The organism is Pseudomonas sp. P7779 (assembly GCF_013386315.1).
Taxonomy (GTDB): domain Bacteria; phylum Pseudomonadota; class Gammaproteobacteria; order Pseudomonadales; family Pseudomonadaceae; genus Aquipseudomonas.
Genome location: NZ_JACARZ010000029.1, coordinates 20,257 through 42,995, shown reverse-complemented (window position 1 = coordinate 42,995; position 22,739 = coordinate 20,257). Strand labels below are relative to the sequence as shown.

Here is a 22,739-nt window from a genome sequence, read left to right as displayed (position 1 = left end):
AGAGCCTGTTGTTCACATCAGGGTTGCATTGTGGAAAAGCTAAATCGCCTTCAAAGCGGAATAGAAGGGCTGGATGCTCTGCTCAAGGGTGGGCTAGTCGCAGGTGCCTCCTACATCATCCAGGGGCGCCCGGGATCCGGTAAAACCATCCTCGCCAATCAGCTGGGGTTTAACCATGCGCGCAATGGGGGCCGTGTACTGGTGGCCACGTTGCTGGCCGAATCCCACGACCGTTTATTTCAGTTCCTCTCGACCCTGAACTTCTTTGATGTTTCCCGGGTGGGGGCCGAAATTCAGTTCGTCAGTGCATTTGACACCCTTGAGAACGACGGTCTCGATGAAGTGGTCAAGCTGCTTCGGCGTGAGATCAGTCGCCAGAAGGCCACCGTGTTAGTGGTCGATGGCTTGCTCAATGCACGCTCCAAGGCTGACTCGCCCATCGACACCAAGAAATTCATTTCCGAGCTGCAAGGGCACGCTGCGTTCGCCGGTTGTACGGTGCTGTTTCTCACCAGTTCCCGGTTGGACGACGGCAGTCCCGAGCACACCATGGTTGATGGTGTGATCGAGATGGGTGAAGAGCTTCACGGCAGCCGTTCAGTGCGCCGTATTCAACTGCGCAAGACTCGCGGCAGTGGTGCACTGACCGGATTGCACGAGTGTGAAATCACCGACGATGGCCTGGTGGTTTATCCGCGTCTGGAAAGCCTCTACAGCCATCCGTCTTTACCTGACAGTGCTGATCTGACGCGTATCACCAGCGGCATCGGTTCGCTGGACGCCATCATCGGCGGTGGCCTGCACAGTTCCTCAGTTACCCTCGTCATGGGGCCTTCCGGCGTCGGGAAAACTACGTTGGGGCTCAGGTTTCTCGCAGAGTCGACAGTGGAAGCGCCGGGCCTGCATTTCGGTTTTTATGAAAGCCCGCAGCGGTTACGTCTCAAAGGCCAATCGCTGGGGATTGATATCAAGGGTATGGAAGAAAGTGGTGCGCTGAATATTGCCTGGCAACCCACGACAGAAGGCCTGATCGACGGTCTCGGCGCACGGCTGCTGAAAATGGTTGAGGAAAAGGGCATCAAGCGCCTGTTCATCGACAGCTTGAGCGGCATGACCCGAGTGTCGACGAACCCGGCACGTATCACTGATTTCTACAGCGCCCTGATGAGCGAGCTTCGTGCCCGTGGCGTAACGGTGTTTGCCTCATGGGAGATGCGTGACGTTTTTGGTTCGGAGGTCAGCTCTCCGACCCCGGACCTGTCCAGTATTGTCGATAACCTGCTGCTGATGCGTTTCTTCGAGATTCAATCTGAACTAAGAAGAATGCTTTCGATTCTTAAGGTACGAGACAGCTTCTACGATCCTTCGCTTCTTGAAGTGGTAATCCATGAACACGGCGTTGACTTGAAGAAGGCATCAAGAAATGCATTGGCTGTCGCTGATGATTCCTGGCGGCCGGGCTCAACGTCCAAAGTCTCTGATTCGGGTTGAATTGACATGACCACCATCCTGGTCGTCGACGACGAGTATTTGATCGCTGACATTCTCGGCTATGCGCTGGAGGATGAGGGGTACATGGTCGTAAAAGCGAGCAATGGCCAGAAAGGACTCGAGGTACTGGAGCGCGAGCGGCCAGCGTTGATCATCACCGATTTCATGATGCCGGTCATGGACGGCCTGGAGTTTGCCGAAGCGGTTCGCGCCCTGCCGGCAGTCAATCACTTGCCCATCATCCTGATCAGCGGAGCCCAGGCTCATATTGGTATGGAGCGGTCGGACTTGTTCAATGCAGTGTTGAAAAAGCCGTTCAACATTGACTTGGTCATCGCTGAAGTTCGCCAGCTCCTGGCTGAAGCCTGATTCGCAGCACACGGGCGTGTGCGTGGCTTCTGATTGGCGCTTGCCTCCATGGGAAGCCTCACAAAAAAGGCCCTGTACAACAGGGCCTTGGGTAGAGCCTAGAACTTGTAGCCAATACCGACCATGTACACCATCGGGTCAACATCCACATTCACCTTGGCCCGAGTGCCCTGGCCCAGGGCGTTGTTGTCCACGGTGGCCTTGGTGCTGATGTCGATGTAGCGCGCCTGGGCGTTGATCATCCACTTGTCGTTGATCATGTAGTCCGCACCGATCTGCGCCGCCCAGCCCCAGGAGTTTTCCGCCTTGAAGTTGCTGAAGCCGGCCTCCTGGGCGCGACCGCCAACGTGCTCGTCGTAGATCCAGGTGTAGTTGATACCGGCGCCGATGTACGGCTGGAATACCGACTTGCTGTCCAGCGGGTAGTACACGACGCTGAGGGTCGGCGGCAGGTGTTTCAGCGAGCCGAGCTTGCCGTTGGCAGCGCCCAGGGCGGTGTTCTTAATCTTCACATCATGTTCGAACGGCGTGGCCGCCAGCAGTTCGATACCCCAGTGGCTGGTGAACATGTAGGCGAAGTTCAAACCCAGTTGAGTGTCGCTGCTCATGGTCGCCTTGCCGCCCAGGTTGGTCCCGGCCAGCGGGCCCTGGTCAACCTTGACACTGCTGCTGTCCGCTTTCGGGTTGACGGTGATGGCACCGGCGCGAATCAGGATGTCACCCGCTTCGTGAGCGTGGGCAACAGGGGCGACGAGGGCGAGCGCGACAAGCGACGCGCCGAGCAGGGACTTGTTCATGGGAGCTCCAAAGGACGTTATTAATTGCTTGTGTCCAATGGTAAAGATCGTAACGTTCGAGCTTTTGACTCAGCTCAATGAAAGCGCAATCACGGGTTATTCCTGCAACTCGTACACATAGATCTTGTCGGCATCCATCTGGTAGCCGGCATCGGCCAGTTCACTGCTGGACGGTTTGACCTGCATCTGGCCTTCGATCCAGTACGGCTGATACAACTCGTCGAGCTTCACGCCGACTTCGCTTTTGACATGCACGATCTGGTTCGACGGCGGTGGCGGCACGTGAATGCAGGCGCCGAAATACGGCACCAGCAGGAACTCCGTGGTGCGGCCTTCCTCGCTTACTTCCAGCGGCACGATATAACCCGGCAGGCGGATGTGCTTACCGTCCAGGCTCTGTACGACTGGCGCGTTGGGCAGGTCCTGCTTGGCGGCCGGCGCTGACTCCACCGACAACGCATCGGCCATGCCCGACAAGTCGTGCAGCGGTTTCATGTTGGGGATTTCCGGCGGCGCGTCCGGCGGGATCATCTCCTGCCACGACAGGTCCTTGGGCTGGTCTTCAGCCCACACGGGCAGGGCCGCCAGCAGTAACAGTGCGAGCACGACGCGACGCATCAACAGCTTCCTCATAAACGTATCGACAGGCCGTCGGCCAACGATTGCCGGTAGGCGCGCCAGGCCGGCACGCTGCCCATCAGCAGGGCTGCGACGAGAATACCGCCGAGCAGGGTCCATTCATATTCGCTCGGCAACGACAGCGGCAGGTCCAGGCCGTAGTTGGCCTGCAAATACCCGCGCGACGCGGCGATGCACACATACAGCAGCCCGACGCCGGCGATCACGCCCGACAATGCCAGGGCGAAGGCTTCGAAGATCAGCAAGGTCGCAATATGCCAGGGCCGCGCGCCCACTGAACGCAGGATTGCCATTTCCCGGCGGCGCTCGTTGAGGCTGGTGAGGATCGCGGTGAGCATGCCGATCAAGCCGGTCAGCACCACGAACAGCGAGATCACGAACAGCGCTTTTTCAGCCGTGCCCATCATGCTCCACAGCTCTTGCAGCGCCACGCCCGGCAGGATCGCCAGCATCGGCTCGCCACGGAACTCGTTGATCTCCCGTTGCAGGGCGAAGGTGGAAATCTTGTTGTTCAAACCGAGCATGAACGCGGTGATGGCTTGTGGCGTCAGGTCCATGTTGCGGGCCTGATCAGCGCTGATCCGGCCTTTGCCCTGGGCCGGTACGCCGTTGTGCCAGTCGATGTGAATCGCTTCCATGCCGCCGAGGCTGATATGCAGTGTGCGGTCCACCGGAGTGCCGGTGCGCTTGAGAATGCCGACCACGGTGAAGGGCTTGTCATCGTGCTTGACCAGGCTGACCACCGCCACGCCGTGGGCCAGCACCAGCTTGTCGCCGAGCTTGTAATGCAGCGCGTCGGCCACTTCGGCGCCGAGCACCACTTCGAATGGATCGGTGGCGAAGGCGCGGCCGCTGGCCAGTTCCAGGTTCTGCCGGCGGCCGTATTGGTAGTGTTCGAAATAGGATTCGTTGGTGCCCATCACGCGGTAGCCACGGTGGGAGTCGCCGAGGGAAATCGGGATCGCCCATTTCACCTGCGGGTTGGCCGCGAAGTGCTCGTAGCTGTCCCAGCGAATGTTGTTGGTGGCGTTGCCGATGCGGAACACCGAATACAGCAGCAAATTCACCGAGCCGGAGCGCGCGCCGACGATCAGGTCGGTGCCGCTGATGGTGCTGGCGAAGCTGGCGCGGGCTTCGGTGCGTACCCGTTCCACCGCCAGCAACAGGCACACCGACAGGGCGATGGCGAAGGCGGTGAGGATCGCGGTAAAGCGGCGGTTAGCCAGGCTGGCCATGGCTAGTCGAAACAAATACATCTCAAACCTCTGCGGGCGTGGCGGCGCGATTGAGTTCGGCCAGCGACAGGTTGCGGTCGAACAGCGGCGCCAGGCTCTGGTCATGGCTGACGAACAACAGGCTGGCGCCTGCTTCGCGGCATTCGGCGAACAGCAACTGAATGAAGGCCTCCCGGGCGTCGTAGTCCAGGGCCGAGGTCGGCTCGTCGGCGATCACCAGCTCCGGCTGGCCGATCAGCGCACGGGCAGCGGCCACCCGTTGTTGTTGGCCGATGGACAGGGAGTCGGCGCGGCGCTCCAGCAGGCTCTTGTCCTTCAGGCCCAGGTGGGCGAGCAAGGTCGCGGCAGCCTGGTCGACGCTGCCGTGACGCTGGATTGCCCGCTGCGCCCGTAACGTTGAAAAGTGGCAGGGCAATTCGACGTTCTCGCGCACCGAGAGAAACGGCAACAGGTTGAACTGCTGGAAGATGTAGCCGGTGTGGTCGACCCGGAAACGGTCGCGGGCGCCGGCCGAGAGTTCGGTTAGCTCCTGGCCCAGCAGGCGAATGCTGCCGCGGCTGGGCTTTTGCACACCGCCCAACAGGCCCAGCAGGGTGGTCTTGCCACTGCCGCTGGGGCCCTTGAGGAACAGGGTTTCCCCCGGCTCCAGGCGGAACGTGGGGATGTCCAGCAACTGTGGGTGACCGGGCCAATTGAAGCCCAGGTCAGACAGTTCGATAAGTGCTTGGGTCATAGGGAGGTCAGTGGTCTGGCTCGATTTGGATGATGACACCGATCAACTGTAGGAGCTGGCTTGCCTGCGATGGCATCACCGCGGTGTTTCTGGAGCACCGCGGCGTCTGCATCGCAGGCAAGCCAGCTCCTACAGTGTGGTGTTTACATCAGAGTTTCAGGGTGGCTGCTGTGGCCGTCGCTTCCACACCCTGCTGGCCGCTCGGGCCAATGAGTTGTACCTGAATTTTCTGGGTGGCGGGGAAGGTCTTGAACACCTGGGTCAGGTCGAGGTTGCTCAGGGCGGTCGGCGTGGCGCAAGTGAACTGGTAGTGAGCGTGGATTTCGCTGTGGTCGTGGTGATGTTCGTGGGCGGCGGCGCCTTTGCCATCGGTGGCGTGGTCGTCATCGTCTTCATCGTGGTCGGCTTCAGGCTTGTCGCCGAACAGCGGGCTGTTCAGTTCCTGGGTGCTGATCACGCAACCGGCGGCCTTGGGCAGGCTGAACAGCACCAAAGGTTGCTCCAGTTGCTTGCGGGCGGCGGCGACCTTGGCTTTGTCGGCAGGGGTGGTGGCGAGGTGTTCAAAACCCACCAGGTTCATCGCCGGGCTGTCCAGTTCCAGCTCCAGGGCCTGGCCGTCGAGCACCGCATTGAGGCGACCCACGCCGTGTTCGTGGGCACCGAGGCTGCCGTGCTCGTGATCATGGTCGTGCTCGTCGGCAGCCTGGGCGATGGCCAGTGGCAACAGGGCAAACGGCAAAGCGAGCAGCAAACGGCGCATGGTGGAGCTCCCGGACAAAGATGAAAGTTTTGTTATGTGATCTTATAACAATTTTGCGAGGAGTTTGACCGCCTGCTTGGCGTAGCGCAAGACGCGTGGGAGCATGCTCGTCAGAAAAGTGCGGGAGTAAGTGCGATGTTGAGAATTCGTGGAACCGTCGGTGACCTGCCGGTGGACTTGACCCTGGAGCTGGATGACGGCGACTGGGCCCGGCTGGGCGCGCAGTTGCAGGCCAGCAAAACCCCGAGTGCGGAACCGGTAGTGACGCCGGCGGCGGGTAACCTGGACGAGAGCCTGTGGCAGGCCGCCCAGGATTTGCTGCGCAAGGCCGGGCAACTCAACGGCCTGGAATTGCTTGATCAGCTGGAAGGCCTGGCCGGCAGCGCCTCGGCGGGCAAGCGCCTGCTGGTGCGCCTGCGCCATAGCGCCAAGGTCAAGGTAGCCAGCGGCGGGGATACGCCGCTGTACAGTTGGATCGAGTAAGGCTTAATACAGCGCGGCGAACAGCTTGCGGCGGTACACGGTGACCAGCGGATGATCGTTGCCGAGCAGTTCGAACACCTGCAACAGCGTCTTGTGGGGCAGGCCTTCGCTGTAGCTGCGGTTGCGGATGAACAGCTTGAGCAAGCCATCCAGCGCGGCGTCGTATTGCTGGCGCGCCAGTTGTTGCACGGCCAGTTGGTACACCGCCTCGTCATCCTGCGGGTTTTGCGCCAGGCGGGCTTTCAGGTCTGCGGCGTCCGGCAGGTCGGCGGCCTGGCGCAGGAAAGTGATCTGCGCCTTGGCGCCGGCCAGTGCGGCCTTGTGATCATCGCTCTTGACGGCGTCGAGCACGGTTTGCGCTTCGCCCAGTTCACCGCGCTCGGCCAGGCAGCGTGCGTACAGGATCAGCGCGGCGGCGTTGGTGTTGTCTTCGCCAAGCAGGGTGACCAGCACGGCCTCGGCGTCGGTGATACGGCCTTCGGCAAACAACGCCTGGGCCTGCTCCAGTGGATCGGCAGCCGCCGGTGGTGGCATCTGCACATGGGGCTCCAGCATCGCGCGCACGGCGGATTCAGGCTGCGCACCGGCAAACCCATCCACTGGCTGGCCATCCTTGAACAGCACCACGGTCGGCAGGCTGCGAATGCCAAAGCGCGAGACCACGTCCGGCTCGGCATCGCAATCGACCTTGGCCAGCAGCAACTCACCCTGATAACTCTCGGCAATCTGCGCGAGCATCGGCATCAACGCCTTGCACGGCGCGCACCACTCGGCCCAGAAATCCACCAGCACGGGTTTTTCGAAGGAGTTCTGGATCACCGCCTGATCGAAGGTGGCGGTGGTGGCATCGAAGATGTACGGCGTGGGCTCACTCATGGGGAATCTCGAAGAAAGCAGGAATGGGGCAACTATAAAGACTGGAGGAGGCGACCGGAAGCTATGCCGCGATTAAGCGCGTACAGGATGCCAGAAAGGGTCCTGGTACCAGTCTTGAGGAAAACCCATCGCTTTGAGGCTGACATCGGGAAAGTCTTCAGTCAGTTGATGCAGGCGCCGGTCCCAGTGAGCGTGTGGACACACTTTATGCATTAGGTGATTAAGGATGCAGAGTGCTGCGAACATACGGGCATGAGTGCCCGGATGAACAAGGTGCCTGGGCCATGGGAAGTTGGCTTTTTTGGGCAGTTCTGGGCGAATGCCCAATTCTCGATTCCACATTCGCGCATGGTGTGCGCAGATGTTACGAATAGTGGTCAGGGTGTGCAGCCAGGACTGCATCAAAGGGGCGGGGAGTTCCAGGCGTCTGGCGATAGCCTTCTTGTCTGAATCCCTGGCCAAGCCTTTGTAGAGATGGGACAGGTCGCCGAGTGTGAGTTCTTCCAGCATTGCCCAGCCGGGCATGAGTGGTGGTTGGTCGTAGGTGGTGGGGTAGTGTCGGGCGTAACTCTCTTTTGCTCTCTGGCGTTTGAGATGCGCTTTGCGACCGCTATCGGCTTGCAGTCGATCTATTCGCAGGCATTCGCGCTCATAGTCTCGGATAGCGGCACATTGCTTGGACTGCAATGTTGCAAGTAGGCGTTGGTGGTCAAATGCTTGTTGAAACATTCGGATATCGGTATACCAATGGCTGCCATAGTTGGGCCCCATATGGTTACTGATCATCGAGCGGGTCGCTATTTCCACGCGTTCAATGGCATCCATGCTCAACAATCGAAGCCTGCGGTCAAAGTCGTAGAGTCGAGTTAGCTGACGAAAACCTGTGCCATCGCGAAATCGATGATCGACATCTCCCGATTGCTGAAAAGGGCGCATGTAGGGGCTCAATCGGAAAAAACTGACGGACTGCAAGAAACACTGCGCACGGGCTTCATCTTGAATGAGCAAGCCACGTTGTTTGAGCAGTTCTATCTGTGAGGGAACATCAATGGCAGGTTTGTCGAACGTTCTCATGCCCAAAAAACGCCAGGCATAAAAAACCCGCACAATTTGTGCTTAGTCACTTGCGCGACCAGAGGCATGGCGGGTGTATTGCGGCAAAGATTAGGCAGTAGCGGTAACGTTTGCAAGCTTTTTGAGCAAGAGGCGACGGATGCAAATCGGGGGTTTGGCATACCGTTTGGTCGTCCAGGTAGCGTGCGAGAGGCGGCCATTTTCCACGCTACGCTGAAGACTGTCTTAGCCCATCTGTTACTGGAGATTTGCGGGTTTGATAGGCGCGACTATCGCTGCGAATGGTACAGGCTCACCTTGCGAAACTCCCACGGCTCGGCCAGGTCGGGCAGTGTCAGGGCGTCGAGGATACCCAGGCGCTGATACTCCGGGTGCTGGAAGTCCCGCACACGGGAATCGGCGACCAGCGCTTCGCGGCCGCGTGTCAGGAATTGATCCAGCAGCGGCAGGTTCGCCCGGTCGTACAGCACATCGGCGACCAGGATCAGGTCAAACCGATCGGCTTCGGTGAAGAAGTCTTCTGAATAGCCCAGTGTTACGCCGTTGAGTTCCGCATTCGCCCGGCAGGCAGCCAGGGCCAGCGGATCCAGGTCGCACGCCACCACTTCCAGCGCTCCGGCCTTTACCGCGGCAATCCCGGCAACACCCGAACCTGCGCCGAAATCCAGCACCCGCTTACCCGCGACCCACTCGGGGTTGGCCGCCAGGTATCGCGCCAGCGCCAGGCCACTGGCCCAGCAAAAGCTCCAGTACGGCGGCTCATGCAGGATGCGCCGGGTTTCTTCGGGGCTGAAGGCGCGGTCCATGTTGTCGGCGTCCAGTAACCACAGCGACAACTCGGTGCCCGGCAGCGGGCAGGGCACCAGTTGGGCGTCGCCGATCAGTTCGCTCAGTGCGCGTTGCAGGCCCAGCGGTGGCGTCATGGTGCGGGAACGAGTTGCAGCGGCCCGGTGGTCTGGGTGATCGCCTGGGTGATGCGCACCGGCGGCAGGTGCAGGATCAACTGGCCGGACTGGCTGGCGCGACCACGCAATTCAACGCGCCCGCCCGCCGGGAACGCTTGCGGGTTGAAGCGCAGGCGGAAGGCCAGGGGCTTGTTGTTGCCGATCAGCACGCTGCTGGCCAGCAGTTGTTGCGGGCGCGAACGGTCGTCGATCACCAGCAGCGCCAGTTCGACTTCCGCACCCGCCGGTATACCGTTCAATTGGCCGCTGACTTCACGCTGGTAGGCGGGCAACGGGCCGAGATCTTCTTCCACACCCGGCAGTTTTTTCTCTTGTTGCGGTGCCGGAGCCGGCGCCGCAGGTTTTGGGGCATGGCTGCTGCAGGCGACCAGAAAACCGAGCAACGTGAGCAAAACAAGTGGTCGTAACTGCATGTACGGCTCCAGAAAGGACAAAATCCGTGGCTTAAAAAATATGAAACATAATAGTCAGCCTATATACCGTAAAGGCTATGGCTTGTCTTGCCACAGGGATGCGCTACCATGGCCCTCCCATTTTTTGTTGCCTGCCACCATGCACTGTCCCTTCTGCGGTGCCAACGACACCAAGGTCATTGACTCGCGTCTGGTCGCCGAGGGCGAACAGGTGCGTCGCCGGCGTGAATGCCTGGCCTCTGGCTGCGGTGAACGTTTCACCACCTTCGAAACCGCCGAACTGGTATTGCCACGTCTGATCAAGACCGACGGCAGTCGCCAGCCCTTCGACGAAGAAAAACTGCGCGCCGGAATGCAGCGCGCCCTGGAAAAACGCCCGGTGAGTGTCGAGCGGCTGGAAGCGGCGCTGGTGCACATCAAGCACAAGCTGCGCGCCACCGGCGAGCGCGAAGTCAAATCCCTGGTGGTTGGAGAACTGGTGATGGGCGAGCTGCAAAAGCTCGACGAAGTCGCCTATATCCGTTTCGCCTCGGTGTATCGACGCTTCCAGGACCTCAACGAGTTCCGCGAAGAGATCGACCGCCTGGCCCGTGAGCCGGTAAAAGAATGAACCCACCTTCGGCAGAACAAGCGGTACTCGACGCCCATTACATGGCCCGTGCCCTGGAACTGGCGCGCAAGGGCCTGTACACCACCCACCCCAACCCGCGGGTTGGCTGCGTGATCGTGCGTGACGGGCAGGTTGTCGGCGAAGGCTGGCACGTGCGCACCGGCGAACCCCATGCGGAAGTCCATGCCCTGCGGGCAGCGGGCGACAAAGCCCGGGGCGCCACGGCCTACGTGACCCTTGAACCGTGCAGCCACCACGGGCACACACCGCCCTGCGCCGATGCCTTGGTGAATGCCGGCCTGGCCCGTGTGGTGGCAGCGATGCAGGACCCGAACCCGGAAGTCGCCGGGCGTGGCATGCGCCGCCTGGCCCAGGCCGGGATCGAGACCCACAGCGGCTTGCTGGAAAACGAAGCGCGGGCGCTTAACCCGGGCTTTCTCAAGCGCATGGAGCATGGCCTGCCGTTTGTGCGGGTCAAGTTGGCCATGAGCCTGGACGGTCGCACCGCGATGGCCAACGGCGAAAGCCAATGGATCACCGGCCCGGCCGCCCGTGCCGATGTACAGCGCCTGCGGGCCCAGGCCAGTGTGGTGCTGACCGGCGCCGACACGGTGCTGGCCGATGGTGCTCGCCTGACCGTGCGCGCCGCCGAACTGGGTCTGGATGAAGAAACTACCGCCCTGGCGATGTCCCGTCCGCCGCTGCGTGTGCTGATCGACGGCCGCCTGCGGGTGCCGCTGAATGCGCCGTTCTTCAAGGCTGGCCCCGCGCTGGTCATCACCTGCGTGACGCCGGACAACCAGTACCCCACAGGCCCCGAGTGCCTGGTGGTGCCGGGTGTCGACGGCCAGGTCGACCTGCGTTCCGCGCTGGTGGCCCTGGCGGCCCGTGGTGTCAACGAAGTGTTGGTGGAAGCCGGCCCAAGCCTGGCGGGTGCCTTCGCCCAGCAAGGGCTGGTGGACGAGTACGTGATATTCGTCGCCGGCAAGTTTCTTGGCTCTGCCGCCCGGCCTTTGCTGGACTGGCCGCTTGAGAAACTGGCCGACGCCCCCCAACTCAAGATCACTGAAATGCGCGCTGTTGGCGATGACTGGAGAGTCACTGCCATCCCTCTGCCATCAGCGAGCGTATAATTCCCGGCCTGCGCCACGTCTTCAGGAGAACGGCATGTTCACCGGCATTATCGAATCCATCGGCAGCATCCGTGCAATGACCCCAAAAGGCGGCGATGTACGCCTGCTGGTTGAAACCGGCAAGCTCGACCTGAGCGACGTCAAACTGGGCGACAGCATCGCCGTCAGCGGTGTGTGCCTGACCGTCATCGAGTTGCCTGGCAACGGCTTTGCCGCCGATGTCAGCCGGGAAACCCTGGACTGCACCGCGATGAACGACCTCAAGAGCGGCAGCCCGGTGAACCTGGAAAAAGCCCTGACCCCGACCACCCGCCTCGGTGGGCACCTGGTCAGCGGCCACGTCGACGGGGTCGGCGAAGTGGTTGCCCGCAGCGAAAACGCGCGTGCCGTGGAATTTCGCATTCGCGCACCGAAAGAGCTGGCCAAGTACATCGCCCACAAAGGCTCGATCACCGTCGACGGCACCAGCCTGACCGTGAACGCCGTGAATGGCGCCGAATTTGAACTGACCATCATTCCCCACACCCTGAGCGAAACCATCATGGCGTCGTACCAGCCGGGTCGCCGGGTGAACCTGGAAGTCGACTTGCTTGCCCGTTACCTGGAGCGCCTGTTGTTGGGCGATAAGGCCGCAGAGTCTGACTCTCTTCAAGGGCCCGCCGGGAACATCACTGAAAGTTTTTTAGCCGCTAACGGCTACCTTAAATCCTGACCCAAGGGGGTGCCGCGTGGCGCTCAACAGCATCGAAGAACTGGTTGAAAACATCCGCCAAGGCAAGATGGTCATCCTCATGGATGACGAAGACCGCGAGAACGAAGGCGACCTGATCATGGCCGCCGAGTGCTGCCAGCCGGAACACATCAACTTCATGGCCAAGCACGCCCGTGGCCTGATCTGCATGCCGATGAGCCGCGAGCGCTGCGAGCTGCTGAAGCTGCCGTTGATGGCGCCGCGCAATGGTTCCGGGTTTGGCACCAAGTTCACCGTGTCCATCGAAGCCACTACCGGTGTCACCACCGGTATCTCCGCTGCTGACCGCGCCCGCACCGTACAAGCCGCTGCCGCGAAAGACGCCAAGGCCGAAGACATCGTCAGCCCGGGCCACATCTTCCCGCTGATGGCCCAGCCGGGTGGCACCCTGGCTCGCGCCGGCCACACCGAAGCGGCCTGCGACCTGGCGCGCATGGCCGGTTTCGAGCCGAGCGGTGTGATCTGCGAAGTGATGAACGACGACGGCACCATGTCCCGTCGCGCCGAGCTGGAAGAATTTGCCGCGCTGCACAACATCAAGATCGGCACCATTGCCGACCTGATCCACTACCGGATGATCCACGAACGTACCGTTCAGCGGATTGCCGAGCAGCCGCTGGACAGCGAACTGGGCCAGTTCAACCTGGTGACCTATCGCGATTCCGTGGAAGGCGACGTGCACATGGCCCTGACCCTGGGCACCATCTGCGCTGAAGAGCCGACCCTGGTGCGGGTGCACAACATGGACCCGCTGCGGGACCTGCTGATGGTCAAGCAGCCGGGGCGCTGGAGCCTGCGGGCCGCGATGTCCGCGGTGTCCGAGGCCGGCAGCGGTGTTGTATTGCTGCTGGGCCATCCGCTGGATGGCGACGTGCTGCTGGCGCATATCCGCGAAACCGCCGACCACGCGCCGGTGAAAAAACCGACCACCTACAGCATCGTCGGGGCCGGTTCGCAGATCCTGCGGGACCTGGGCGTGCGCAAAATGCGCCTGATGAGTGCGCCAATGAAATTTAATGCCATATCCGGTTTCGACCTGGAAGTAGTAGAATACGTGCCCTCCGAATAAAGGCCGGCGTTGTTTGCCCCTTGTTCGCGGTTCAAATATCACTGAGGGGCGCGCACTAAGCGCGTCCCGGCTCTTTAAGAGATTTGTCGAATGACCCTGAAGACCATCGAAGGTACCTTCATCGCCCCCAAAGGCCGCTATGCCCTGGTGGTTGGCCGCTTCAACAGCTTCGTGGTTGAAAGCTTGGTAAGCGGTGCCGTGGATGCCCTGGTTCGCCACGGTGTGAGCGAAAGCGACATCACTATCATCCGCGCTCCTGGCGCCTTCGAAATTCCACTGGTTGCGCAGAAAGTTGCACAGCAGGGTGAATACGCGGCGATCATCGCCCTGGGCGCGGTCATTCGTGGCGGCACTCCGCACTTCGAATACGTGGCTGGCGAATGCACCAAGGGCCTGGCCCAGGTGTCCATGGAGTTCGGCGTGCCGGTCGCCTTTGGCGTGCTGACCGTTGATTCCATCGAACAAGCCATCGAGCGTTCCGGCACCAAGGCCGGCAACAAAGGTGCTGAAGCTGCCCTGTCCGCCCTGGAAATGGTCAGCCTGCTGGCGCAGTTGGAGGCCAAGTGATTAGCGACGACAGCGATCAGTTCAACCCCCAGGACCCGCGCCCGGCAGACGCCGGCAAGCCATCGAAAAGCGAAAAGCGTCGTTCGGCCCGCCAGCTCGCGACCCAGGCTTTGTACCAGCGCCACATGGCGAAAACCTCGCTGAACGAAATCGAGGCGCAGTTTCGCGTCGACAACGATTTCAGCGCGGCCGATGCCAGCTACTTCCACGACATCCTGCACGGTGTTCCGGCCAACCTGGCGGAGATCGACGCTGCACTGACGCCGTGCCTGGACCTGGCGATCGAAGAGCTGGACCCGGTTGAACTGGCCGTACTGCGCCTGTCCACCTGGGAACTGCTCAAGCGCGTCGACGTGCCTTACCGCGTTGTGATCAACGAAGGGATCGAACTGGCGAAAGTCTACGGTTCCACCGACGGTCACAAGTTCGTCAACGGCGTGCTCGACAAGCTGGCCCCGCGCCTGCGTGAAGCCGAAGTGAAGGCGTACAAGCGCTAACTGGCGCTTGCTGACGCAATGGGCGAGTTTGAGCTGATCCGCAACTACTTCGCCGCCGCGCCCTGTGCGCAGGGCGGCGAAGGAATTGCACTGGGGATTGGCGACGACTGCGCCTTGCTGGCTGTTCCTCCCGGGGAACAGCTGGCGATTTCTACCGATACCCTGGTGGCCGGCGTGCATTTTGCCGACCCCTGCGATCCGTTTCTGCTCGGCCAGCGCTCGCTGGCCGTGGCAGTCAGCGACCTGGCAGCCATGGGCGCCAATCCCCTCGCGTTTACCCTTGCCCTCACCACCCCGACGGTTGATGCCGATTGGCTGCAACGCTATGCCCAGGGCTTGAACGCCATGGCGCAGGGTTGTGGCGTGGTTCTGGTAGGTGGCGACACCACCCGTGGGCCGCTGAGCCTGACCATGACCGTGTTTGGCCGGGTGCCGGCGGGCCAGGCCTTGACCCGCAGCGGCGCGCGGCCCGGCGACTTGCTGTGTGTGGGCGGTGAGCTGGGTAACGCAGCGGGCGCCTTGCCGCTGGTGCTGGGGCAGCGCACGGCGGAGGCGGCTATCGCCGAGCCGCTGCTGGCCCATTACTGGTCGCCGCAACCGCAGTTGGCGCTGGGCTTGGCGTTGCGGGGCAAGGCCACGTCTGCCATGGATATTTCCGACGGCCTTTTAGCTGATTGCGGGCATATCGCCAAGGCGTCGGCTGTCAGCTTGTTGATCGAGCAGCAAAAACTGCCGTTGTCCGCCGCCTTGCTGGCGTTCGTCGGTGAGGCGGATGCCCGGGTGGCCGCGTTGAGCGGGGGGGACGACTACGTACTGGCGTTCACCTTGCCGCCCGCCGAACTGGCGCCGCTGTTGGCCGCCGGTGTACCGGTCCATGTAATCGGCCGGGTCGAGGCGGGGCAGGGCGTTACCCTGCTGGATGCGTCTGGCCAGGACGTCACGCCGGCCATTCGTGGCTATCAACATTTCTGAAAGGCATAGAACCAAGCTGAAGGCCAATCGAACCTATTGATCTTTATCAGCGATAATTCAGCTTAAGCGTCTGTAGGAACCTACTGTTACAATCCCTCCCCTGTGAAATCTGAAATCAGGAGCACAAGGTGCCCGTCGTTTTCGTCGCCGCTTCCAAGCTGCCAACCCCTTTTGCCACGTTCACCATGAATGGCTTTCTTGAAGAAGCCACCGGGCGCGAACACGTTGTTCTCAGCCTCGGTGACGTGGCGGACGGTGCCCCGGTCCTCGGTCGCGTGCACTCCGAGTGCCTGACCGGCGATGCGCTGTTCAGCCAGCGCTGTGACTGCGGCTCGCAACTGGAAGCCGCCCTGCAGGCCATCGCCCGCGAAGGCCGTGGCGTGTTGCTGTACCTGCGTCAGGAAGGCCGTGGCATTGGCCTGCTGAACAAGATCCGCGCCTATGAGCTGCAAGATGGCGGCGCCGACACTGTGGAAGCCAACGAGCGCCTCGGTTTTGCCGCTGACCAGCGCGACTATGGGATCTGCCTGCCGATGCTCCAGCACCTGGGCGTCAAATCCCTGCGCCTGATGACCAACAACCCGCGCAAGGTCAAAGCCTTGACCGACATGGGCATCACCGTCGCCGAGCGCGTGCCGCTGCACACCGGCCACAACCCGCACAACAAGCTCTACCTGGCCACCAAGGCCAGCAAGCTCGACCACATGATGGGCAACGAGCACCAGGGCGAGGCCGACCGGGCGTGACGCGCGGCCAGGTCAAGCGGCGACTGTCGTTTAACTGGTGGCAATACCTGGCGTTGGCGCTGGCGCCGTTGTTTGTGATCAACCTCGTGTTTGGCAAGGCCGAGCCCTTGCTGCCGGTACTGGCGATGCCGTTTTTTATCGCCGGCGTAGCCTCGATGTTTGTCAGCCTGCGTTACTTCCACGGCTATAAACACGCGCTGATCGCCACCGGCAAAGCCCTCGATACCCCTGAAGAACCGGCTGCCTGGATCACCCTCGCGGCCCGCCGTCGTGTGGCGTTGCTGGTGGCTGCACTGCCGGCCTGGGTCGGCGCGCTGGCGGTGTTTGTCGGCCTGGAAGCGGTGCCGCTGTTTCTGTTGGCACTGTCGACCCTGGTGCTGTTCTACCTCTACCGCATCCCGCGCCAGTTGGGTTGATGCGCGTCTGGCTGGCGGTGTGGCTGCTGGTTGTCGCGGCCCAGGCTGCGGCGGTCGAGCGGGTGGTCAGCCTTGCGCCTTCGTTGTCTGAAATCGTCGTTGAACTGGGCGCCGCCGATTTGCTGGTGGGCGTGCTGGATGGCGGCGAGCGGCCACAGGCGTTGGCGAACGTGCCGTCTGTGGGCAACTACGGGCAGTTGGACATGGAGCGGCTGCTCAGCCTCAAGCCCGACCTGATCCTGCTTTGGCCCGGCAGCGTCGGCCCGGGCCAGCGTGAACAGCTGCAACGCCTGAACATCCCGGTATTTGTCGCCGAACCCCACAGCCTCGAACAACTCACCTCACAGGTCGAAACCATTGCCCGGCAACTCGGGCGGGATGACGCCGGCCGGCAATTGGCCGCGCAGTTGCGTCAGCGCTTGGCCGAATTGCGCTCGCGCTATCACCGGGCCGAGCCGTTGCGGGTGTTTTATCAGGTGTGGAACCAGCCGCTGTACACCGTGGGTGGCGGGCAGATCATCAGCGATGCGCTGAGTGTGTGCGGCGCGCGCAATGTGTTCGATGACCTGAAATTACCGGCACCGCAGGTCAGCATTGAGTCGGTGTTGCAGCGTAATCCCGAGGTGATTCTGGCGGGCGATCAAGCGCAGTTGGATGCGTGGAAGGCCTGGCCCCAGGTGGCGGCGGTAGCGAACGGGCATTTGCTGCTGGTGCCCGACAAGGGCCTGGAACGGCCCAGCGGGCAGATGCTGGAAGCGGTGGCGCGGTTGTGTCAGGTTCTTGCTCCGGGGCTGTGAGACCGCTATCGCAGGCAAGCCAGCTCCCACATTTGACCGAGTCGTCTGGATAAGCACGGTCCCCTGTGGGAGCCGGGCTTGCCCGCGATGAGGCCGGTGCAGGCGACTTAGAGTTCCGGCGTCCAGGTCACCCCGAACATCAGTGCCCGGCCTTCTTCCCGATAGCCATATTGCTGGCCTTGATACTGATACAGCGCCCGGCTGTAGTCCTTGTTCAGCAGGTTATCGAGCTTCATTTCCAGCGTGACTTCATGGTTCACCGCCCAACTGCCCCGTAGCCCCAGCAAGCCATACCCGCCCAGGCGTTGCTGGTTCGCCGCATCATCGTAGCTGCTGCTCACCGCTTGCCAGCTGGCGCCGACGCCGAATTGATCGAATTGGCGATCCAGGTCCAGGCTCAGGGTGCGCCGGGCTCGACGCGCCAGTGTGCGCCCGGTGTCGCGGTCGCGTGGGTCGATCAATGCAACGGCGAGGCTGCTTTGCCAGCCGAACAGTTCTTGCTTGAGCGCCGCCTCGAAGCCGTTGATGCGTGCGGCGCTGACGTTTTGCGGGCCGTTGCTGGCAAACACGATCGCATCCTGAATATCGGTGCGGTACAGCGAGGCTTCCAGTCGGCTGCTGTCGCTGAGCTGGCTGCGCCATTGCACTTCGTAGCTTTTCGATGTCTCGGGCTTGAGGTTCGGGTTACTGTTTTTGAAGCCGAATTCGTCCGGGTAGTAGAGGTCGTTGAACGTAGGCGCGCGGAAGCCTTCGCTGTAGCTCAGCAACAGATCATTGTCCGGGTTCAGCGGCAGGGTGAAGGTGCCGCTCCAACTGTTGTGGCCGCCGAACTGTTGGTTATCGTCGCGACGCAGGCCCAGTTCGGTGGAAAAGGACTGGGCTTGAAAACGGTGCTGGATAAACGCCGCTCGATTCCAGCGACTGTCTTCGGCGAACGCTGTGCTGCTGTTGACCTGGTCCTCGTACCAGTCGCCGCCCAGTATCAGGCTGTTCTGCTCATTGAGGGTCAGGTCGTTCTGCCAATTCAGTGAGTTGCGGTAAGTGTTGAACACGCTGCGTTCGGTGCTGAGCTTGTCCCGGGTTTCTTCGCGGTTTTCGCTGTGGCCCGCTTCCAGCCGGGACTTCCACGTGTCATTGATACGCGCGTCAACATAGGTGCTGACACTGCTCACGGTGAAGTGGGTGTAGGGCTTTTGCTGGAAGCTTTGGAAGGTGGTCGAATCGAAGCGACCGAACGGGTTGTCGAATTCGCTTTTGCCGCGGTTATCCAGCACGTTCACACCCGCTTCGAGGTCATCGTTGAAGGCATGGCTCAGGCTGAAACTGATGGCCTGGTTGCGATAGGCGTCATGGTCGCGGTCGCTGGGATAGGAGTCGTACGTGCGATTGATTCCGGCCGTGTCATCCAGGCTGGCGCCGAGGTTGAAGCGAGTTTGCGCATCGCCGCCGGACAAGCCCAGGCTGCGTTCCCACGTCTGGTTGCTACCAAATCCCACATGCAGGCGGGGTTGCAGGCCGGACTCGTTACCACGCCGGGTGAAAATCTGGATCACCCCGCCAATCGCATCGCTGCCGTAGATCACCGAGCGCGAACCACGCAGGACTTCCACGCGTTCGATCTGCTGGATGTTCAGGTGCTGCAGGTTGCTGTCGCCGGAAGTCGAGTTGCCGATGCGCTGTCCGTCGACCAACACCAGGCTCTGGGCCGACTTGGTGCCACGAATGTAGACGCTTGCCAGACTGCCACGGCCACCGGCCTGTGAAACCTGCACGCCGGGCACGCGGCTGAGCAAGTCGGTCACGCTGGTGGGTTGCAGGCGGTCGATGTCGTCGCGGGTGAAGACGGTGTTGGCGGCGCTGCTGTCGTTGCGCGCCTGGACCTGGCGGTTGGCGCTGATCACCACGTCGGGCAGCTTGAGGGCTTGGTCGCGTTCGAAACTGTCGGCGAGCAGGTCGGTGGCGGGCAGTAACAGAAGGGGCAGGGCAAGGCGAAGGCGGTTCATGGGCTGTCCGTAGCATTTGAAGTTGGCATAAAACAAATGTGGGAGCGGGCTTGCTCGCGAAGGCGCAGTGTCAGTCAATGCATCTGTCGACTGACCCAGCGCTTTCGCGAGCAAGCCCGCTCCCACATTTTTAATCGCGTTTCTACAGGCCCAGCAGGGCCATGCGCTGACGAACCGAAGCTTCAATCCCGGATTCATCCAGCCCGCACTCGGCCAGCATCTGCGCCGGCTTGGCATGCTCGACATACACATCCGGCAGGCCCAGGTGCAGCACGGACTTGAGGATATTCTCCCGTGCCAGGAACTCACTGACTGCCGCACCGGCGCCGCCCATGATGGCGTTTTCTTCGAGGGTCACCAGCAGCTCATGGCTGCCGGCGATCTCGCGCACCAAGGCCTCGTCCAGTGGCTTGACGAAACGCATGTCTACCACCGTGGCGTCGATCTTCTCGGCCACTTTCAAGGCTTCAGCCAATTGCACGCCGAACACCAGCAAGGCAACGCCGCTGCCCTGGCGGCGGACGATACCCTTGCCGATTTCGATAGGCTCAAGGTCCTTTTCGATCACTGCATTCGGACCATTCCCCCGCGGATAGCGCACAGCCGCCGGGCCGTTGTACAGGTGGCCGGTGCTGAGCATCTTGCGCAGTTCGTTCTCGTCGCTCGGGGTCATCACCAGCATGCCGGGGATGCAGCGCAGGTACGAGAGGTCGAAGCTGCCGGCATGGGTCGGGCCGTCTTCGCCCACCAGGCCCGCACGGTCGATGGCGAACAGCACGTCGAGGTTCTGCACCGCGACGTCATGAATCAACTGGTCATAACCGCGTTGCAGGAACGTAGAGTAGATCGCGACTACCGGCTTGGCGCCTTCACAGGCCATGCCCGCGGCGAAGGTCACCGCGTGTTGCTCGGCGATGGCCACGTCGAAATAGCGCAGCGGGAAACGCTCGCTGAACGCCACCAGGTCGGAACCTTCCTTCATCGCCGGGGTGATGCCCACCAGGCGCGGGTCGGCGGCGGCCATGTCACACAGCCATTCGCCGAACACACCGGAATACTTTGGCCCGCTGGGCTTCTTCGGCGCGGCGGCCGGGGCGTTCAGCGGTTCCAGCTTGGTGATCGCGTGGTAACCAATCGGGTCGACTTCCGCCGGGGCGAAGCCTTTGCCTTTCTTGGTCACGATATGCAGGAACTGCGGGCCTTTAAGGTCACGCATGTTGCGCAGGGTGGCGATCAGGGTTGGCAGGTCATGGCCGTCGATCGGGCCGATGTAGTTCCAGCCCAACTCTTCGAACAGGGTGCCGGGAACCAGCATGCCCTTGGCATATTCTTCGGTACGACGGGCAATTTCCCACGCGCCGGGTAGACGCGAGAGCACCTTCTTGCTGCCTTCACGCATGCTTGCGTAGGTGCGGCTAGAGAGGATTTTTGCCAGGTAATTCGACAGGCCACCGACATTGCGCGAGATCGACATGTCGTTGTCGTTGAGGATCACCAGCATGTTGGCGTCCACTTCCGGCGCGTGGTTCAGCGCCTCGAAGGCCATGCCGGCGGTCAACGCGCCATCACCGATCACAGCAATCGCCTTGCGATCGCTGTTTTGCAGGCGGGCGGCAATCGCCATGCCCAACGCTGCACTGATAGAGGTGCTGGAGTGGCCGACGCCAAAGGTGTCGTACTCGCTCTCGGAGCGGCGCGGGAAGGCGGCGATGCCATCCTTCTGGCGCAGTGTGGCCATGCGCTCGCGGCGTCCGGTGAGAATCTTGTGCGGATAGGCCTGATGACCCACGTCCCACACCAGCCGGTCGTCCGGAGTGTCGAATACGTAATGCAGCGCAATGGTCAGCTCGATGACGCCCAGGCCGGCACCGAAATGCCCACCGGTCTGGCCGACCGTGTAGAGCAATTCCAGGCGCAACTCATCGGCCAGGGTTTCCAGCTCGGCTTCACCCAGGCGGCGCAGGCCGGCTGGCGTGTTGGCACGGTCCAGCAGGGGCGTGGCCGGGCGCTTGCGGGGAATCTCTTGAAACGTCGTGGGCATCAGGCGAATCGTTATAGGTATAGAAGAGGCGGCAGTTTACCTCAAGCATCGCAAACTGCCCACGCAGAGCGCCGAACTTGGCTGATATGCGGTGGAAAAGGCCGCTGTTGTCAGTGGCGACGTTCGACGATATACCGCGCCAGGTCACGCAGTGGCTCGGCAGCCGCGTCGAAAGGTCGCAGGGCATCCAGGGCCTGGTCCCGCAGCTCCAGGGCGTACGCCTTGGCGGCTTCCAGCCCGAGAAGCGAAGGATAAGTCGGCTTGTCCCGTGCGATATCAGCACCCTGGCGCTTGCCGAGGGTCGCGGTATCGCTTTCAACGTCGAGAATATCGTCCTGCACCTGGAACGCCAGGCCGATGGCCCGCGCGTAGGTTTGCAGCGCCGCCAGTTGCGCAGCTTCGGCACGGCCACTGGCCAGGGCGCCGAGGTGCACGGCGGCCTCGATCAGCGCGCCGGTCTTGTGGCGGTGCATGTATTCCAGGGCTTGTTGATCGAGCTTCAAACCGACCGAGCCCAGGTCAATCGCCTGGCCGCCGACCATGCCGGCAGGCCCTGCGGCCAGCGCCAGCGCGGTAACCATGCGCAGACGGATCTCGGCGTTGACGCTGCTCAGGCGCGGGTCCAGCAGGGCGCTGAACGCCAGGCTTTGCAGGCCGTCACCGGCGAGAATCGCGCAGGCTTCATCAAAGGCTTTATGGGTAGTGGGTTGGCCGCGACGCAGATCGTCGTCGTCCATTGCCGGCAAATCGTCGTGTACCAGGGAGTAAGCGTGGATCAACTCCACCGCACAGGCGGCGCCGTTGGCTTCCTCCGCCTGGGCGCCGAGGGCTTCACAGGCCGCATAGGCGAGCAACGGGCGAACGCGCTTGCCACCGTTCATCACGCTGTAGCGCATGGCCTCATACAGGCGGTTCAGCTCAGGGCTGGGCGCGACAAACAGCGGTTCCAGCGCAGCATTGACCCGGGCCTGGCTGCCGGCCTGATAAGCGTCGATCATTCAGGCTGTTCCGCATCGAAAGGTTCTTCGGCCAACTCCCCATCGCGTTCCAGCAACACCTGGACCTTCTGCTCCGCCTGCGCCAGGGCGCTCTGGCAGTCGCGGGTCAGGCCGATGCCTTGCTCGAATGCGGTCAACGAGTCTTCCAGCGACAACTCGCCGTTCTCCATACGCTCGACCAGGGTTTGCAGGTCGGCGAGGGATTGTTCGAAATCGAGTGCAACTTTTTTGCGGGCCATGGCGGCTATTCCGGTAGACGGTAAACCGGCGCGACACTAGCAGACATGGGGGATTGGGGCAAATG

Annotated in this window: 26 protein-coding genes; 13 read left to right on the top strand and 13 right to left on the bottom strand. The window is 61.9% G+C overall.

Features of this window, described 5'->3' with window-relative positions; genetic code table 11:
- The first annotated feature begins 30 nt into the window (after positions 1–30).
- Together HX869_RS10445 and HX869_RS10440 are read left to right on the top strand one after the other, a co-directional pair.
- Complete coding sequence (locus HX869_RS10445) at positions 31–1,491, top strand: ATPase domain-containing protein (RefSeq protein WP_178903056.1); 1,461 nt, start codon at positions 31–33, stop codon at positions 1,489–1,491.
- A 6-nt stretch (positions 1,492–1,497) separates the two neighbouring features.
- Positions 1,498–1,860, top strand: coding sequence for a response regulator (locus HX869_RS10440; RefSeq protein ID WP_177008878.1), 363 nt, complete (start codon positions 1,498–1,500; stop codon positions 1,858–1,860).
- A gap of 98 nt (positions 1,861–1,958) precedes the next feature.
- On the opposite strand, the gene HX869_RS10435 is transcribed toward HX869_RS10440, so the two are convergent.
- The 5 genes from HX869_RS10435 to HX869_RS10415 all read right to left on the bottom strand — a co-directional run bounded on the left by HX869_RS10435 (position 1,959) and on the right by HX869_RS10415 (position 6,024).
- Positions 1,959–2,657: an OmpW family protein gene (locus tag HX869_RS10435; RefSeq protein WP_178903055.1), complete on the bottom strand. Its 699-nt coding sequence runs from the start codon at positions 2,655–2,657 to the stop codon at positions 1,959–1,961.
- A gap of 96 nt (positions 2,658–2,753) precedes the next feature.
- On the bottom strand, positions 2,754–3,275 hold the full coding sequence (locus HX869_RS10430; protein ID WP_177068930.1) for a DUF3299 domain-containing protein: 522 nt from the start codon (positions 3,273–3,275) through the stop codon (positions 2,754–2,756).
- A gap of 11 nt (positions 3,276–3,286) precedes the next feature.
- Positions 3,287–4,552 carry an ABC transporter permease gene (locus tag HX869_RS10425; RefSeq protein ID WP_003210004.1) on the bottom strand — a complete coding sequence of 422 codons (1,266 nt, stop codon included), beginning with the start codon at positions 4,550–4,552 and terminating at the stop codon, positions 3,287–3,289.
- 1 nt (position 4,553) lies between these two features.
- Complete coding sequence (locus tag HX869_RS10420) at positions 4,554–5,264, bottom strand: ABC transporter ATP-binding protein (RefSeq protein WP_008436477.1); 711 nt, start codon at positions 5,262–5,264, stop codon at positions 4,554–4,556.
- Positions 5,265–5,412: 148 nt separating this feature from the next.
- On the bottom strand, positions 5,413–6,024 hold the full coding sequence (locus HX869_RS10415) for a DUF2796 domain-containing protein (RefSeq protein WP_178903054.1): 612 nt from the start codon (positions 6,022–6,024) through the stop codon (positions 5,413–5,415).
- 135 nt (positions 6,025–6,159) lie between these two features.
- On the opposite strand from HX869_RS10415, the gene HX869_RS10410 reads away from it, so the two are divergent.
- Positions 6,160–6,507, top strand: coding sequence for a hypothetical protein (locus tag HX869_RS10410; RefSeq protein WP_003209997.1), 348 nt, complete (start codon positions 6,160–6,162; stop codon positions 6,505–6,507).
- A gap of 3 nt (positions 6,508–6,510) precedes the next feature.
- On the opposite strand, the gene trxA is transcribed toward HX869_RS10410, so the two are convergent.
- The 4 genes from trxA to HX869_RS10390 form a co-directional block, all read right to left on the bottom strand.
- Positions 6,511–7,383 (bottom strand): thioredoxin, encoded by an 873-nt coding sequence (gene trxA, locus HX869_RS10405; RefSeq protein WP_003209995.1) that lies wholly within the window; start codon positions 7,381–7,383, stop codon positions 6,511–6,513.
- A 72-nt stretch (positions 7,384–7,455) separates the two neighbouring features.
- On the bottom strand, positions 7,456–8,457 hold the full coding sequence (locus HX869_RS10400) for an Abi family protein (RefSeq protein ID WP_178903053.1): 1,002 nt from the start codon (positions 8,455–8,457) through the stop codon (positions 7,456–7,458).
- Positions 8,458–8,726: 269 nt separating this feature from the next.
- Positions 8,727–9,380, bottom strand: a complete 654-nt coding sequence (locus HX869_RS10395) for a methyltransferase (protein WP_178903052.1) — start codon at positions 9,378–9,380, stop codon at positions 8,727–8,729.
- A complete protein-coding gene (locus HX869_RS10390) occupies positions 9,377–9,835 on the bottom strand; it encodes a YbaY family lipoprotein (protein ID WP_003209991.1) in 459 nt (152 codons plus the stop codon). Before HX869_RS10390 ends, HX869_RS10395 begins: the two co-directional genes overlap by 4 nt.
- Positions 9,836–9,974: 139 nt before the next feature.
- Here HX869_RS10390 and nrdR point away from each other — a divergent pair, with 139 nt between their 5' ends.
- The 10 genes from nrdR (at position 9,975) to HX869_RS10340 (ending at position 17,393) form a co-directional block, all read left to right on the top strand.
- Positions 9,975–10,445, top strand: a complete 471-nt coding sequence (gene nrdR / locus HX869_RS10385) for a transcriptional regulator NrdR (RefSeq protein WP_003209990.1) — start codon at positions 9,975–9,977, stop codon at positions 10,443–10,445.
- Positions 10,442–11,578 (top strand): bifunctional diaminohydroxyphosphoribosylaminopyrimidine deaminase/5-amino-6-(5-phosphoribosylamino)uracil reductase RibD, encoded by a 1,137-nt coding sequence (gene ribD / locus HX869_RS10380; RefSeq protein ID WP_178903051.1) that lies wholly within the window; start codon positions 10,442–10,444, stop codon positions 11,576–11,578. The genes nrdR and ribD overlap by 4 nt, the downstream gene beginning before the upstream one ends.
- A gap of 34 nt (positions 11,579–11,612) precedes the next feature.
- Positions 11,613–12,290 carry a riboflavin synthase gene (locus HX869_RS10375; protein ID WP_003209988.1) on the top strand — a complete coding sequence of 226 codons (678 nt, stop codon included), beginning with the start codon at positions 11,613–11,615 and terminating at the stop codon, positions 12,288–12,290.
- Positions 12,291–12,306: 16 nt separating this feature from the next.
- Complete coding sequence (ribBA, locus tag HX869_RS10370) at positions 12,307–13,398, top strand: bifunctional 3,4-dihydroxy-2-butanone-4-phosphate synthase/GTP cyclohydrolase II (protein ID WP_178903050.1); 1,092 nt, start codon at positions 12,307–12,309, stop codon at positions 13,396–13,398.
- Between the two features lie 90 nt (positions 13,399–13,488).
- Positions 13,489–13,965, top strand: coding sequence for a 6,7-dimethyl-8-ribityllumazine synthase (gene ribE, locus HX869_RS10365; RefSeq protein ID WP_003209986.1), 477 nt, complete (start codon positions 13,489–13,491; stop codon positions 13,963–13,965).
- A complete protein-coding gene (gene nusB, locus HX869_RS10360) occupies positions 13,962–14,462 on the top strand; it encodes a transcription antitermination factor NusB (RefSeq protein ID WP_003209985.1) in 501 nt (166 codons plus the stop codon). Before ribE ends, nusB begins: the two co-directional genes overlap by 4 nt.
- Positions 14,463–14,480: 18 nt before the next feature.
- A complete protein-coding gene (thiL, locus tag HX869_RS10355) occupies positions 14,481–15,434 on the top strand; it encodes a thiamine-phosphate kinase (RefSeq protein ID WP_087692351.1) in 954 nt (317 codons plus the stop codon).
- A gap of 128 nt (positions 15,435–15,562) precedes the next feature.
- Positions 15,563–16,180, top strand: coding sequence for a GTP cyclohydrolase II (gene ribA, locus HX869_RS10350; protein WP_003209983.1), 618 nt, complete (start codon positions 15,563–15,565; stop codon positions 16,178–16,180).
- Positions 16,177–16,596 (top strand): nuclear FMR1 interacting 1 family protein, encoded by a 420-nt coding sequence (locus tag HX869_RS10345; RefSeq protein WP_008436498.1) that lies wholly within the window; start codon positions 16,177–16,179, stop codon positions 16,594–16,596. Before ribA ends, HX869_RS10345 begins: the two co-directional genes overlap by 4 nt.
- On the top strand, positions 16,596–17,393 hold the full coding sequence (locus HX869_RS10340; protein WP_178903049.1) for a cobalamin-binding protein: 798 nt from the start codon (positions 16,596–16,598) through the stop codon (positions 17,391–17,393). The genes HX869_RS10345 and HX869_RS10340 overlap by 1 nt, the downstream gene beginning before the upstream one ends.
- Positions 17,394–17,500: 107 nt before the next feature.
- On the opposite strand, the gene HX869_RS10335 is transcribed toward HX869_RS10340, so the two are convergent.
- The 4 genes from HX869_RS10335 to HX869_RS10320 all read right to left on the bottom strand — a co-directional run bounded on the left by HX869_RS10335 (position 17,501) and on the right by HX869_RS10320 (position 22,674).
- Positions 17,501–19,396, bottom strand: coding sequence for a TonB-dependent receptor domain-containing protein (locus HX869_RS10335; RefSeq protein ID WP_003209975.1), 1,896 nt, complete (start codon positions 19,394–19,396; stop codon positions 17,501–17,503).
- A gap of 142 nt (positions 19,397–19,538) precedes the next feature.
- A complete protein-coding gene (gene dxs / locus HX869_RS10330) occupies positions 19,539–21,437 on the bottom strand; it encodes a 1-deoxy-D-xylulose-5-phosphate synthase (protein ID WP_177035955.1) in 1,899 nt (632 codons plus the stop codon).
- 110 nt (positions 21,438–21,547) lie between these two features.
- The gene (ispA, locus tag HX869_RS10325) at positions 21,548–22,435 is read right to left on the bottom strand and encodes a (2E,6E)-farnesyl diphosphate synthase (RefSeq protein ID WP_003209966.1); all 888 of its coding nucleotides are present in this window, start codon (positions 22,433–22,435) and stop codon (positions 21,548–21,550) included.
- Positions 22,432–22,674 (bottom strand): exodeoxyribonuclease VII small subunit, encoded by a 243-nt coding sequence (locus tag HX869_RS10320; protein WP_003209964.1) that lies wholly within the window; start codon positions 22,672–22,674, stop codon positions 22,432–22,434. The genes ispA and HX869_RS10320 overlap by 4 nt, the downstream gene beginning before the upstream one ends.
- Positions 22,675–22,739: the final 65 nt, after the last annotated feature.